This window comes from Nonomuraea sp. NPDC050643 (assembly GCF_040654715.1).
Classification (GTDB): Bacteria; Actinomycetota; Actinomycetes; order Streptosporangiales; family Streptosporangiaceae; genus Nonomuraea.
The window spans coordinates 46,931-60,358 of sequence record NZ_JBFAIM010000027.1; the positions used below are offsets into that span (position 1 = coordinate 46,931).

Sequence of the window (13,428 nt, forward strand, 5' to 3'; positions counted from 1 at the left end):
TTCAGACGATGTTGAGCTCGGGGCGGCCCCCGGCCAGCGCGAAGCGGCCCGCGTCGAAGCCAGTGACGTCGACGAACGGCGCGCGGCCCAGGTAGAGGTCACGGACGACCTCGCCGACGGCCGGGCTCATCAGGAAGCCGTGGCCGGAGAAGCCGGTGGCGTAGATGAACCGGCCGACGCCGGGGGCGACGCCGATGAGGGCGTTGTGGTCGGGGGTCACCTCGTACAGACCGGCCCATCCGGTGGCGATGCCGGTCTCCATCAGGGCGGGGGCGCGGCGGGCCATCGCCTCGCCCAGCCTGGGCAGCCAGGCGTCGGAGCGCTCGAGCTTGAATCCGGGGGTCTCGTCGGGGTCGGACATGCCGAGCAGCAGGCCGGGCCCCTCCCGGTGGAAGTAGAACGTGGTGCCGAAGTCGATGGTGAACGTGGTCGGCGGCAGGCCGGGGATCGGCTCGGTGACGAGGACCTGGCGGCGCAGCGGCTCGACCGGCAGGTCCACGCCCGCCCACGCGCCGACCGCGCGCGACCAGGCGCCCGCGACACAGATGACGGTGTCGGTCTCGATGCGCCCGCCCTCGGTGCGCACCGCCACGATGCGCCCGCCGTCCACCTCGATGCCGGTGGCGGCGCAGTTGGGCACCAGCCGCGCGCCGTGCCGCCGGGCCGCGCCCGCGTACCCGAGGACGACGGACTCGGGGGTGCAGTGGCCGTCGGCGGGGGAGTAGGCGGCGGCGAGCAGGCCGTCGGTGTCGATCAGCGGGGAGAGCGCGGCGGCCTCGCGTACCGAGATCATCCGGCTGGGCACGCCGAGGTCGTTCTGGACGGCGACGCTCTTCTCGAACTCGGCGACGGCTCCCGGTGAGTCGAGCAGGAACAGGTAGCCCGCCTTGTGCAGGTCGATCTCCTGCCCGAAGCGGTCGGCGAACGTCTCGAACGTCTCCAGGCTGCGTACGGCCAGCTCGATGTTGACCCGGTCGGAGAACTGCGCGCGCACGCCCCCGGCGGCCTTCGACGTCGAGCCCGAGCCGAGCGGCCCCTTGTCGATCAGCACCACGTCGCCGACCCCGGCCGCGGCCAGCGCGTAGGCGGAGCTGACACCCATGGCGCCGCCGCCGATGATGACGGCCGAGGCGTGGCTGGGCAGTTCGCGCCCGGTCTGGGTCATGGGCCCGATCCTTTCTCTGGGGGGAGCCGCTCCGCGAGGAGCTGGGCCAGGTGCACGCCGCGCCGCGGTGACAGGTCGGCGATCTGCGTGCGGCAGGAGAAGCCGTCGGCGAGGACGGCGCCGTCCGGGGACGCCTGCCGGAGCGCCGGCAGGAGCTGGTGCTCGGCGACCGCGACGGAGATCTCGTAGTGGCCCTTCTCGACGCCGAAGTTGCCGGCCAGCCCGCAGCAGCCGCCGAGCCTTCGCACGTCCACGCCGGCCTCGCGCAGCAGCCGGGCGTCGGCGTCCCAGCCCATGACGGCGTGGTGGTGGCAGTGCGGCTGGGCGACCACCGTCGTGCCGCCGAGCGGCGGGGGCCGCCAGCCGGGGGTCTCGGACAGCAGCTCCGCCAGCGTGCGGGTGCGCGCCGCCACGGGCGCGGCGTCCGCCTCGTCCAGCAGCTCCAGGGCGTCGGAACGCAGGACCGCCGTGCACGACGGCTCCAGCCCGACGATGGGCACGTCCGCCCCGGCCAGATCCTTGCTCCCCAGGTCCGCGACCGTGCGGCCGAGGATCCGCTTGGCCGCGTCGAGCTGGCCGGTGGAGATCCAGGTGAGCGCGCAGCACTGGCGGCGCGCGGTGATCCGCGGCGCGTAGCCCGCGGCCTCCAGCACGGCCACGGCGGCGCGGCCGACCTCGGGCGCGAAGTGGTCGGTGAACGTGTCGACGAACAGCACCACCGGCCTGCCGGGGACGGTCCGGTGCTCGCGCTCGAACCAGGAGCGGAACGTGCGCGGCGCGAACGCGGGCAGCGTGCGCCGCCGGTCCACCCCGGCCATGGCCAGCGCCGGGCGGCGCAGGGCGGGCACGCGCAGGGCCGCGTTGACGACCCTGGGCATCCTGGCGGCCAGCCGCGCCCAGAGCGGCAACCGGCCGAGCGAGTAGTGCGCGGGCGGACGCGGCCGGCCCCGGTAACTCTGGTACAACATCTCCGACTTGTACGCCGCCATGTCGACCCCCGTCGGGCAGTCCGACGCGCACCCCTTACACGACAGGCACAGATCGAGCGCCTCGTGCACCTCCCGCGAGCGCCACCCGCCCGTGACGGCCGTGCCGTTGACCATTTCCTGCAGCACCCTGGCCCGCCCGCGCGTGGAGTCCTTCTCCTCCCGGGTCGCCAGGTAGGAGGGGCACATGACGCCACCGGCGGCGGTGGTGTCGGCGCGGCACTTGCCCACGCCCGTGCAGCGGTGCACGGCCTGGGAGAAGTCGCCGCCGTCGTGCCGGTAGGCCAGCGCGAGACCGGCGCGCACCGGCGGGGCGGCGGGCACGCGCAGGTCGGCGTCGAACGGCCGCGGGCGCACCAGGACCCCGGGATTGAGCACGTCGCCAGGATCGAAGATGCCTTTGACCTGGGCGAACAGGTCGATCGCCGGTTGCGGGTACATGAGCGGCAGCAGCTCGCTCCTGGCCCGCCCGTCGCCGTGCTCGCCGGACAGCGACCCGCCGTATCCGGCGACCAGCTCGGCGGCGGCGGTCAGGAAGTCGCGGAACACCTTGGTCCCGCCGGGCCGGTCGAGGGGCACGTCGAGCCGGATGTGCAGGCAGCCGTCGCCGAAGTGCCCGTACGGCAGCCCTGTCACGCCGAAGCCGGCCATCAGGGCCTCGAAGTCGCGCAGGTAGCGGCCCAGCATCGCGGGCGGGACGGCGGTGTCCTCCCAGCCGGCGTGCGCGGGCCGGCCGGCCGGGCTGCGGCCGGACAGGCCGGCGCCGTCCTCCCTGATGCGCCAGAGCGCCGCCGCCTGGGCGGGGTCGGTGACGACGAAGGAGCTCGCGCCGCAGGCGGCCACGCGGGCGGCGCGGTCGCGTACCTCGCTCTCGTCATCGCCCGCGACCTCGACGAACAGCCACGCCGCTCCGGGCGGCAGCGGCGGCACCGCCCCGGGGCCGCGCCGCGCGCGCACCACGTCCACGATGCGGGCGTCGAGGCCCTCGCACGCGGTGGGCCGGTGCTCCAGCAGCGCGGGCGCGGCGTCGCCGGCGGCGGCGATGTCCGGGTAGCCGAGCGCCACGAGCACACGGTACGCGGGATCGCCCACCAGCCGCACGGTGGCCTCGGTGAGGACCGCCAGGGTGCCCTCGCTGCCCACCAGGAGACGGGCCACGTCGAAACGCCGCTCGGGCAGCAGGTGCTCAAGCGCGTAACCGGAGACCTGGCGGCCGAACCTGCCGAACCCGGTCCTGATCGTGGCCAGGTTGGCGGCGGCGAGCCGGCGCAGCGCGGTGAGCTCGGCCGGCTCGCCCGCCTGTTCTGGGTCACCGAGGGGCGAGGTCAGGTCGAGCGCCGTGCCCGCGCCGGTGACGGCCTTGAGCGCGACGACGTTGTCCGAGGTGCGGCCGTAGCCCAGGGTCCTGGATCCGCACGCGTTGTTCCCGATCATCCCGCCGATCGTGCAGCGGGTGTGCGTGGACGGATCGGGCCCGAACCTCAGCCCGTACGGAGCCGCCGCCCGCTGCAGGTCGGCCTGGATCAGCCCCGGCTGGACCACCGCCGTCGCGGTGCCGGGGTCGACGCCGACCACCTGGTTCAGGTGGCGGCTGAAGTCCAGCACCAGGCCGGGGCCCACCGCGTTGCCGGCGACCGAGGTGCCGCCGCCGCGCGCGGTGACCGGGACCTCGTGGCGCGCGCACAGCTCGATCACCGCCGCCACGTCCTCCGCCGCGCGGGGGCGGGCGATCAGCAGCGGCGGCACCCGGTAGAGGGAGGCGTCGGAGGAGTGGGCCGAGCGGGCGGTCATGCCGGTCAGCACGTCGGTCACCCCGCGTCGGCGCAGGTCGGTGGCCAGGGAGGTGACACGGTCCATACGTAGCATGTTACATGCTACGTGCGGGCCCCTCAAGGCCCGGAGATCTCGCCAGCCTCGCATGTAACATGCTACCAAGGTACCCATGGAGGAGAAAGATGGTTGATTCCACCGCACTCCGGGCGGCTTTCGCCCAGCGGCTGTCCACGATGTAGGGCACCGAGGTCCCCGCGTACAACACCCTGGTCGACGTCGCCCAAGAGGTGAACCGCGAGGTTCTCGCGCGCTCCGGGGACCGACGCCGAGCGGCTGGGCTCCATCGAACGCGTCACGGCGGAGCGGCACGGCGCCATCCGCGTGGGCACCCCGGCCGAGCTGGAGCAGGTCGCGCGGATCTTCGGCGCCATGGGCATGTACCCGGTCGGCTACTACGACCTGCGCGAGGCCGCGGGCAGCTCGGTGCCCGTGGTCTCGACGGCCTTCCGCCCGGTGGACCCGGCCGAGCTGGCCGCCCTGCTCGCGGAGGGCTGGATCACCGCCCGGCCCATCGTGTACGAGGACTTCCTGCCCCGCTCGGCCGCCGGCATCTTCCAGTCGAACCTGACCTCCGACGGCTCCAAGGACATGACCGTGGCCGGCGCCGAGCTGGGCCCCGAGGCGCTGGCCGGCGTGCTCGGCCGGCCGCTGCACGACGCGTACGGGCTGTACGCGGCCATCCAGGCGGACTCCCTCGCCCAGGTCCGCGCGGAGCTGGGCCCGCCCGGCGAGGTCAGTTGACGATGGACGCCCACAGGGCGGCCACGTCGACCGGCTCGCCCTGCATCCTGGCCGCCTGACCGGCCAGGATGAGCCCGGTGCTGGTCAGGTGGGAGCGCATCGCCCGCTCGGCGGCCTCGGGGTCGGCCGCGGCGACGGCGGCCACGATCGGCTCGTGCTCCTCGTGCACCTGCCGCAGCGTGCGCGAGTGGTCGTCGGTGGAGGTGCCGAGGATCCGCATGGTGTCGCGCAGGCCGCCGACGATCGCGCGGGACCGGCCGTTGCCCGCCGCGACCAGGATGTGGTCGTGCAGCGCCTGGTCGAGGTGGAAGAACAGCCCCTCGTCGCCCTTGCCCACGGCGGCCGCCATCTCGTCCATGGTGGCCCGCAGCGCACCGCCCAGATCGGCGGCGGCTCCGGTGGCTCCAGCGGCTCCGGCGGCGACCCGGCGCACGGCCGGCAGCTCCAGGGCCAGCCGCACCCCGAAGATCTCGACGATCTCCCGTGGGTGCGGCAGCACGACGCGGAAGCCGCGGTTGCGCTCGACCTGCACCAGGCCCGCCTCCGCCAGCCGCAGCAGCGCCTCGCGCACGGGGCTCCTGGAGACGTTGAGCTGCTCGGCCACCTGGTAGACGGAGTAGAGCCGGCCGGGGACCATCGCGCCGGTGTGCACCGCCCGGCGCACCTCGGAGATCACCTGCTCGGCCAGCGAACGCCCCGCGTGCGGCAACGGCTGCAGCTTCAGCTCGGCGTGCTCGCGGGTCGGTGGCATGCACGCATGCTACCGGCACGGCAGGCGGCCGATCGTACGGCCTGGTCCGCGTTCAGGGCCCGGACCACGGGCACGACGGCGGGCGTCACCGACCGGCAGAGGACGAGCTGCTGGAGCCCGGCGGGTCCGCGCCTCGGGGCTCAGAGTCGATGGCTCCGGCGCTGTTCCTGAACCACACCGTGATGTTGTCGTCGCCCGCCGAGATGTGACCGCGCGCTCTCAGGACCTGTCGTAGCGCAGGCGGGCGGTGGCCACGTAGTCGCGGTGCCGCTCCGCCCACGCGATGAGCCCCGAGACCTCGGCCGAGAGCGTCTGCCCGACCGGGGTCAGGGCGTAGTCCACCCGGGGCGGCGAGGTGGGGGTGACGGTACGCGCCACCAGGCCGTCGCGCTCCAGGCTGCGCAGGGTCAGGGTGAGCATGCGCTGGGAGATGCCCTCGACGGCGCGCCGCAGCTCGGAGTAGCGCTTGGGACCGCCGCCGAGCAGGTCCATCACCAGCACGCTCCACTTGTCCCCGACGCGGTCGAGGACGTCGCGCAACTGGCAGATGGGGTGGTCCTCGGTGACCGCCTCGCGAACATCGGTGTGCCTTGCGCTGGTCAAAGTGCCGTCTTCCGCCATGGGGGCATTCTGGACGAGACTCGACCACACGCACAAGAAGTAACCAGCGCACAGAAAGTGCTGTAGCGATGAATCTCGACCTGACCGATCCTCCGACCCGTCCGGGGCCCCGCCCGCGGACGACGGGCCTGGAGATCCCCCATGACCAGCTCGACCAGTTCTCCCCGGCGCACATCAGGGCCGCCCTGGTGACGGAGGCGCAGACGCTGGCGGGCGTGTTCACCGGACCCAGCCAGGTGTCCGAGCCGGCGTCCCTGGCTCTGCGGCTGCACGAGCCCGCCGGGCCCTGGGAGGCGTTCCTGCACCCCCCGAATGGCCCGGCACGATCGTGATGCTCTACGCCCCCCGCGACGAGGCCGAACTGGCCGTCGCCCGCGCCGTCCTGCGTGCCTCGTGGCAGCAGGCGGCCACCTCACCTGCCACGGAAACGGAGTGATCATCATGCGTGCCATGGCCTTTCCCGGCTTCGGCGCCGGCCTCGCGGCCACCGAACTGCCCGTACCGGAGCCGGGGCCCGGCGAGGTGCTGGTCAAGGTGCTGGCCTCCTCGGTCAACGGGTTCGACCTGGGCGTGCTCGGCGGCCGGCTCAAAGGCGTGTACGACTACGAGTTCCCGGTCGTGCTCGGCAAGGACTTCGCCGGCACCGTCGCGGCCGTCGGCCCGGACGTGACCGGGTGGACGCCGGGGGACGAGGTGTTCGGCGTGGTCACCCGCCCGACCCTGGGCCAGGGCGGCTTCGCCGAGTACCTGGTGGTCGGCGCCGCGTACGGCCTGGCCGCGATCCCCGGCGGGCTCGGCCACACCCGCGCGGCCGCGCTGGCCCTGGCGGGGACGGCCGCGCTGAACGCCGTCGACGCCATCGCCCCTGCCCGCGGTGAGACGGTCCTGGTCTCCGGCGCGACCGGCGGCGTCGGCGCCTTCGCCGTCCAACTGGCCGCCGCGCGCGGCGCCCGCGTGATCGCCACCGCGCGGCCGGGAACCGAGGCCGCCTTCGTCACGGGCCTGGGCGCCACCTGGGCGGTCGACCACGCCGAACTGGCGGCCCAGGTGCGCGCCATCACGCCCGGGGGCGTGGCCGCCGCGCTGCACCTGGCGGGCGACGGCCCGGCCGTCGCCGCCCTGGTGGCCGACGGCGGGCGGCTGGCCTCCACCCTGCACTACCTGCCCGGCGAGGACGGCCGCCCCATCGAGGCCACGGCGGTGATGGCCGACCCGAGCCCGGCCACCTTGACCCGCCTGGCCGCCGACGCGGCCGAAGGACGCCTGCGGGTGCCGGTGGCCCGCTCCTACCCGCTGGCCGACGCCCCGCGCGCGATCTCCGACTTCACCGCCGGGACCGTCGGCAAGCTCGCCGTCACCATCTGAAGCGCCCTCTCACTCCCTCCGTCATGAGCTCCACAGCGGGATCTTCGGCCGGTCGGGTTCGGGCTCGGTGGGGTCGAGTCCGCGCAGGCCGGGTGGCACGTTACTCTCGGCCAGCCGCTCCCAGTAGGAGTTGAGTCCGTCCCCCTCGAACACGCGGGCCGCCTGGAAGAAGCCGAACACCGCGTTGTTGAGCATGTGGCCGGACTCGTGCTCGAACGTCGCGGGCGCGATCTCGCCGCCGATGTAGCGGGAGGTGTTGACGAAGGTGAAGGCGCCGAAGTTGAACGCCCGCGCCGGCATCTGCCCGATCCAGCCGCCGACGGTGAAGATGTTCCCGGTCTTCCAGTCGACGCGCAGGTCACGGATGCGTACCGCGTCGACCTGACCGAACGTCACCAGATACGGCACCACGTTGGCGACGAACAGGAGCAGCCCGAGGGCGTGCCCGGGCCAGCTCATCGGCATCAGGTAGCTGGACCAGCCGAGGAAGCCCTGGAAGACGTCGTTGCGGGCGACGGGCGGGATCAGCGCGAGGAGGTTGAGCACGCCGAGGATGCCGCCGACCACCGGGCCGAAGATCATGCCGCCGAGCATGGCGTTCGCCCCGGCGGTGAAGCCGATCATCGCCCCGGTCAGGGCGCCCTGCCAGCTCCCGTACGCGATCCCGCCGGCGATGGCGCCGATCACGGCTCCGGCGAGCCCGGCGGCGCCCGCGTAGGCCAGGGCGCTGCCCAGCCCGATCCCGGCGATGGCCGCGCCCGCGAGCCCGGCGGTGACCACGACGGCCGCGGCGATCACGATGACGATCGCGATGGCGCCGAGGACGTCCCAGAAGCCGAGGCCGTTGGGGTCGGTGAAACGCAGCGGGTTGTTGCCGGCGTAGGCGTAGGGGTTGAGCCGCTGCGGCTGCTGGAAACCCCGTTCCGGATGAAGGAGGTAGAGCGGGTCGGGGGAGACGAACCGGCCGAGGTCCGCGGCGTACCAGCGGGCTTGGAAGTAGTACAGGCCGGTGTCGGGGTCGTGGCGGCGGCGGGCGAACGTCGGCGTGCCCGGAGCGCCCGCCGCGGCGGCGATGGCGCCGAACGGGAAGTAGGCCAGCTCGCTCGCCACACCGCCGCCGGTCGTGGTGAGCACCACGGTGCTGTCGAGGTGGTCGCCGTGGGCGAACAGCCGCTGGCCGCCGCGGTCGATCGCCACCAGCAGCCCGCCGGCCTGCACCATCCGGACGGCGTCGGCGCCGTCGAGCTCGAAGCCGTGCTCGAAGTAGAGCACGCGCCGGGCCGGGCCCGACGGCGGCACGACGCGCTTGCGGGCCAGGAAACCCTGGTGGTCGTAGGTGTAGTGGACGACCGTGTCATCGGCCAGCGTCACCGACTCGAGCTGCCCGCGCGGGTTGAACGCCAGCGTACGGCCCGGCATGGAGGTGAGGTTGCCGTTGGCGTCGTGGCCGAACAGCACCGTCGTGCCGCCGCCGTCGTCGTACCCGACGAGCTGGTTGGTGTTCGGGGCGTGGACCAGCGGATGGGGTGACACGAGCGGGTTGCGCAGCATGTTCCCGACCGCGTCGTAGGAGTGCTCGTGGGTGTAGGCGCCGCCGTCCGCGGTGCCCTCGGCGCGCACCAGGCGGTCGAACGAGTCGTAGCCGAACCGCTGGGTCCTGCCGGGCGAGCCCGGGGGCGGCGCGGCGCGCAGGTCGTCCATGGCGGTGACGTTGCCGCCCACCGACAGGGTGTAGGCGGTGTGGTGGTGGACCTGGCCGGACTGCGGGTGCCAGGTGCGGATGGAGCTCAGGCGGCTGGTCGTCGCGTCGTAGCCGTACTCGGTGCGTACGCCGTTGGCATAGGCCACCGCGGTCCGCACCCCGGTCGGGGAGTAGTCGATGTCGTCGACGTAGCCGGGCAGCCGGCGCACCAGGAAACCGGAGCCGTAGTCGTGGCCGACGGCGTGCCCGTCCGGGTACGTCACCGTGGTCACCCGCCCCAGCCGGTCGTAGGCGAACCGGGTCACGAACGGCGCGGCCTCCCCGGGCACGGTACGCGTCCGTTCGACGACGTTGCCCCGCGCGTCATAGGAGTAGCCGACCTCGCCGGCCTGGTCGGTGACGTGGGCGAGCCGGCCGGCCAGGTTGAGCCCCGCGCCGGTGTCGTAGGTGTGGTCTTCGACCACGACGCCTCCGTGGCGCACGCGGAGCAGCCGTTCGAGACCGTCGTACTCGTTGGTCACCTCCTGGCCGGCGGCGTCCCGGGTCCAGGCCAGGTTGCCCGAGGCGTCGTAGGCCAGCAGCCGCAGGCCGGCGTCGGCGTGGGCGATGCTGACGCGCCGGCCCAGCAGGTCCTGGCGCAGCGTGGTGAGCGGCGTTCCGCGGGCGTCGGTCACCCGGCGCAGGCGGCCGAGCCCGTCGAGGTCGTACCGCGTGACCTGGCGCGCCGTGGCCGGGCCGTCCTCGACGGCGACCAGGCGCTGCCAGGCGTCGTAGTGCTCGACCCGGGGCGTGCCGAACGACGGCGCCGCGGGGTCGGCGTCCCCGGCCTCGTGGAAGACCGCGCGGAACGGCTGATGCTCGACCCGTGACTCCCCGCCGGTGGGCAGCCGGGTACAGCTCGGGCGGCCGAGGGCGTCGTAGTCGATCTCCATCGCCGCCGGGAAGCCGCCCGGGTAGGCGCTGTAGTCCTCGCCGGGCTCGTGGAAGGGCGCCGACTTCCGCGCCGTCTTGCCGCGCGCGTTGCGCACCTCCTGGCCCGAGACGACGAAGAGGGCGGAGTCGTGCTGGGTGCGGCGCTGGTGGACCTCTCCGGCGCCGTCGAGATACTCCACCACCGAGAGCGTGGCCGGCGCCCCGGCGGTGATCCGCTGACGGGTGTGCCGCCGGGCCGGCCGGACCGTGGTGTCGTAGGTGAACGCGACCGTGGGCTGGGCCTGCGTGTCGCCGGGCGAGGCGATGGAGAGCACCCTGCCGAGCGGGTCGTACGTCACCGAGGTCACGGCGCCGTTGGCGTCCACGAGGCGGCTCGGCCGGCCCACGCGCACGTCGTGCTCGATGGTGGCGGCGCGGCCGTTCGGCTCGGTGACCGACGTGGGGAAGAGCCCGTCATCAGAGAAGACGAAGCCGGTGACGGCGCCGAGGGGCGACATCTTGGCCACGATGTTGCCCCGGCCGTCCGCCGCGCGGCGCTCGTGCCGCACGACCCAGACCGGGTTCCCGTCGGCGTCGGTGCTCAGGAAGTGACCGAGGGCCGCCAGGTCGGGACCCTGGGCCCCGTAGAGCGCGGCCGCGTCGGCCGCGGAGATCGCCACCCGCTCGGTACGCGCCAGATGCCCCCGCACGACCTGCCCCAGGGGCAGGCCCTCGAAAGGGGCCCCGTCGTAGTGGTGACGGGTCTCACCGAGGATCGTGCCGGCCGCGTCGCGCATGACGATCCGCGCCACCCGGTCGAGCACCCAGGCCGGGCGGTTCTCGGCGTAGGAGACGTCGGTCCGCGTGAACAGGCCGGGCGCGGCGCCCCCCTGCCCCACGCGGTCCTCGCGGACGACGTTCCCGGCCGCGTCGTAGGAGTAGAGCCGCCGCTCCACCCGCGCGCTCGCCGACCGCTCGGAGACGGTCGTGACGGTCTCCGCGACGTGCGGGAAGACCACCCGCCGGCCGTCGGGAAGGCTCTCCTCGACGCGGACCGCCCATCGGCTCTGCTCGACCCGGTAGGGCACCTGCTCGGCCGCCGAGCCGTCGAGCCCGTACACCTCGATGCGGTGGGTCTTGCGCTTGAGCGAGCGCCTCAGCTCGGGATCGGGCTCGGCGGCGCGGGCGGACTGCTCGGTGTGGAAGTGGAACACGGTACGCGCGGACGGCTGGCTCGCGTCGCCGGTCTCGATCTGCTCGGCACGCCCGAACCCGTCGAACTCGCGCCGATGCCCGTCGTAGTGACCGTCGTGATAGCGGTAGCGGGTCTCGACGGCGCTGCCGCGGACGGTGTCGCGCATCGTGACCGAGGCCACCACCGGCAGCGAGAACGGGAGCACCGAGGCCCAGGGCCGGGCCACGCCGTCGGTCCCGTCCGGCCGGCGGTCGGCGAGGGCCTGCGCCGCGCTCGTCGTGTAGCCGATCTCGATGACCTGACCGAGATGGTTGTCGACCCTGGTCAGGAGCCCCGGCTTGGGTTCGCCGGTGAACTGGAGGTAGCGATGGTCCGGTGACGGCCCGGTCCACAGCAGCCCGGTGACGCCGGCGCCGGTCATGTCCACGGCCCGCACCGCCGCCATGCCGGGCGTGAGCGGGGTGAGACGCACGGTCTGCGGGGCGGAGAAGCCCTGGCCGGACCGGTTCACCCAGAAGGTGACCTCGTCGTAGCCGACGTACACGATGTCGGCGAGCCCGTCGCCGTTGATGTCGGCGAGCAGGACACGCCCAGGGTCGAACGGGTACGGGAAGCGCGGCGGCGACGCCATCACCCGGCCCGCCCCGAACCGGCCGTTGCCCCGTGCCGGCCAGTACTCGACCCGGCCGGAGGCGAGGTGCACGATGTCGAGCAGCCCGTCCCCGTTGAGGTCCGCGAGCCGGATCCGGGGATCGCGGCCGTCGAGCGGCGGCGGGGGCGAGGGGCCGTCGAGGGGCACGAGCGCCGGCGGGTCCCAGCCGGCCCGGCCCCGGTTCCGGTACACCCGCAGCCCGGTCCGGCCGGCGTGCACCGCGTCGATGACGCCGTCTCCGTCGATGTCCATCAGGTGCAGGTCCGCCTCGTCGGGGAGCAGCTCAGGGCTGCGCGCGTAGCGGACGACCTGGTCCCACGCCCGGCCGCCGTTCTCGTAGTACGCGCTGAACGGCCCCGCGCCCACGAGCACGTCGACGCTGCCGTCCCCGTTCATGTCGGCCATGCGGACCCGGTCCTCGGCGAGCGAGAGCGGGACGGGGAAGCGCGGCAGCGGCCGGGGCGCCTCCCAGCGCAGCCCGCCGCCGTTCGGCCAGTAGCGGGCGGCGCCGTTCTCGATCCGGACCATCCCCGGCAGCCCGACCCCGTCGAGGTCGACCAGCTCGGCCAGGCCGTCGCCCAGGCCGGGCGGGGCGACGCCGGCGGCCGAGAACCGCCGGCAGCGGCGGCGCTCGGGCTCGAAGCCGCTGTAGGTCAGCTCCAGCGGCGGCAGCGTGGTCGTCACCGCTCCGGACACGTCATGGCCGCGCAGCGTGATGGCGGCCAGCATCGACGTCCCCGAGTACGGCGCCTGCGCGTAGCCGAAACGCCAGCTCCGCACCGGCTCCGGTCCGGCCGGCACCGCGATCAGGTCGATCCCCGTGCAGCGCAGCGCGGTGTGCAGCTCGAAGCCCGCGTGGAAGTCCGTGACCACGTCGGGCCGCGGCTCGTAGGCCAGGCGGACGGCGTACGCCGCGTACCGGACCTCCTCCAGGTAGGCCTGGGCGCCGTCCTTGCGGTAGTGGTAGGTGATCGTGTTGCCCCACGGGTCTTCCGTCCGGTCGAGCAGCCAGGCGAACACGCGGGCGGTCCCGGCGTCGTCGAAGATGACGCGACTGGCGTCGGTGGCGCCGAAGGAGTGCCGGACGCCCGACTTGTCGGTGACCTGCCACTGATCCCCGGAGCGCTCGAACCGCTCGAAGGCGTGCTCGGTCAGCGCGCGGAAGCCGCCGCCCGCCGTACGCGCCAGCTCGGTCGTCCCGTTGTAGAGGAAGGTGTCCCGCTCGTCGTCGTAGGCGGGCACCCCGCGGAACGTGCGCCGGCTGACGGCGCCCTGCGCCAGCACCCAGCCCAGGCCGAGCGGCCCGTTGCCCACCCCCGTGCTGTACACCAGCGACAGCGGCGGCTGCAGGTTCCGGACCCCGGGCGGCAGGTCCAGCGGCACCCGGTAGTTGCCGGTGCCCGAGTTCAGGTCGGCCTCGAACGACTCGCCCAGCCCCCGTACGGCGCCGCCGCCGGTCGGCAGGGCCACCGCCTGCGGCGAGGCCCCAGACTTGTCCGCCACCG

Annotated in this window: 8 protein-coding genes; 3 read left to right on the forward strand and 5 right to left on the reverse strand. The window is 74.1% G+C overall.

What is annotated here, in order from left to right:
• Position 1 precedes the first annotated feature (1 nt).
• Together AB0I15_RS32335 and AB0I15_RS32340 are read right to left on the reverse strand one after the other, a co-directional pair.
• Positions 2-1,165: an FAD-binding oxidoreductase gene (locus AB0I15_RS32335; RefSeq protein WP_358103507.1), complete on the reverse strand. Its 1,164-nt coding sequence runs from the start codon at positions 1,163-1,165 to the stop codon at positions 2-4.
• Positions 1,162-4,008, reverse strand: a complete 2,847-nt coding sequence (locus AB0I15_RS32340; RefSeq protein WP_358103510.1) for an FAD-linked oxidase C-terminal domain-containing protein — start codon at positions 4,006-4,008, stop codon at positions 1,162-1,164. The genes AB0I15_RS32335 and AB0I15_RS32340 overlap by 4 nt, the downstream gene beginning before the upstream one ends.
• Before the next feature lie 297 nt (positions 4,009-4,305).
• On the opposite strand from AB0I15_RS32340, the gene AB0I15_RS32345 reads away from it, so the two are divergent.
• A complete protein-coding gene (locus tag AB0I15_RS32345) occupies positions 4,306-4,725 on the forward strand; it encodes a DUF1338 family protein (RefSeq protein ID WP_358103513.1) in 420 nt (139 codons plus the stop codon).
• Here AB0I15_RS32345 and AB0I15_RS32350 read toward each other — a convergent pair.
• Both AB0I15_RS32350 and AB0I15_RS32355 read right to left on the reverse strand, forming a co-directional pair.
• Positions 4,718-5,476: a GntR family transcriptional regulator gene (locus tag AB0I15_RS32350; RefSeq protein ID WP_358103516.1), complete on the reverse strand. Its 759-nt coding sequence runs from the start codon at positions 5,474-5,476 to the stop codon at positions 4,718-4,720. The two genes, AB0I15_RS32345 and AB0I15_RS32350, sit on opposite strands and share 8 nt — an antisense overlap.
• Before the next feature lie 219 nt (positions 5,477-5,695).
• On the reverse strand, positions 5,696-6,097 hold the full coding sequence (locus tag AB0I15_RS32355) for a helix-turn-helix domain-containing protein (protein WP_358103519.1): 402 nt from the start codon (positions 6,095-6,097) through the stop codon (positions 5,696-5,698).
• Positions 6,098-6,165: 68 nt separating this feature from the next.
• On the opposite strand from AB0I15_RS32355, the gene AB0I15_RS32360 reads away from it, so the two are divergent.
• Positions 6,166-6,429 (forward strand): hypothetical protein, encoded by a 264-nt coding sequence (locus AB0I15_RS32360; protein WP_358103522.1) that lies wholly within the window; start codon positions 6,166-6,168, stop codon positions 6,427-6,429.
• A 109-nt stretch (positions 6,430-6,538) separates the two neighbouring features.
• A complete protein-coding gene (locus AB0I15_RS32365) occupies positions 6,539-7,462 on the forward strand; it encodes an NADP-dependent oxidoreductase (protein ID WP_358103525.1) in 924 nt (307 codons plus the stop codon).
• 21 nt (positions 7,463-7,483) lie between these two features.
• Here AB0I15_RS32365 and AB0I15_RS32370 read toward each other — a convergent pair whose 3' ends face one another.
• Complete coding sequence (locus AB0I15_RS32370) at positions 7,484-13,426, reverse strand: toxin TcdB middle/N-terminal domain-containing protein (RefSeq protein WP_358103528.1); 5,943 nt, start codon at positions 13,424-13,426, stop codon at positions 7,484-7,486.
• Positions 13,427-13,428 lie beyond the last annotated feature (2 nt).

Excerpts from the sequence above, each read along its gene's own strand:
- AB0I15_RS32365 (WP_358103525.1), top strand. The coding sequence starts at position 6,539 with ATGCGTGCCATGGCCTTTCCCGGCTTCGGCGCCGGCCTCGCGGCCACC.
- AB0I15_RS32355 (WP_358103519.1), bottom strand. The coding sequence starts at position 6,097 with ATGGCGGAAGACGGCACTTTGACCAGCGCAAGGCACACCGATGTTCGC.
- AB0I15_RS32340 (WP_358103510.1), bottom strand. The coding sequence starts at position 4,008 with ATGGACCGTGTCACCTCCCTGGCCACCGACCTGCGCCGACGCGGGGTG.
- AB0I15_RS32350 (WP_358103516.1), bottom strand. The coding sequence starts at position 5,476 with ATGCCACCGACCCGCGAGCACGCCGAGCTGAAGCTGCAGCCGTTGCCG.
- AB0I15_RS32335 (WP_358103507.1), bottom strand. The coding sequence starts at position 1,165 with ATGACCCAGACCGGGCGCGAACTGCCCAGCCACGCCTCGGCCGTCATC.
- AB0I15_RS32360 (WP_358103522.1), top strand. The coding sequence starts at position 6,166 with ATGAATCTCGACCTGACCGATCCTCCGACCCGTCCGGGGCCCCGCCCG.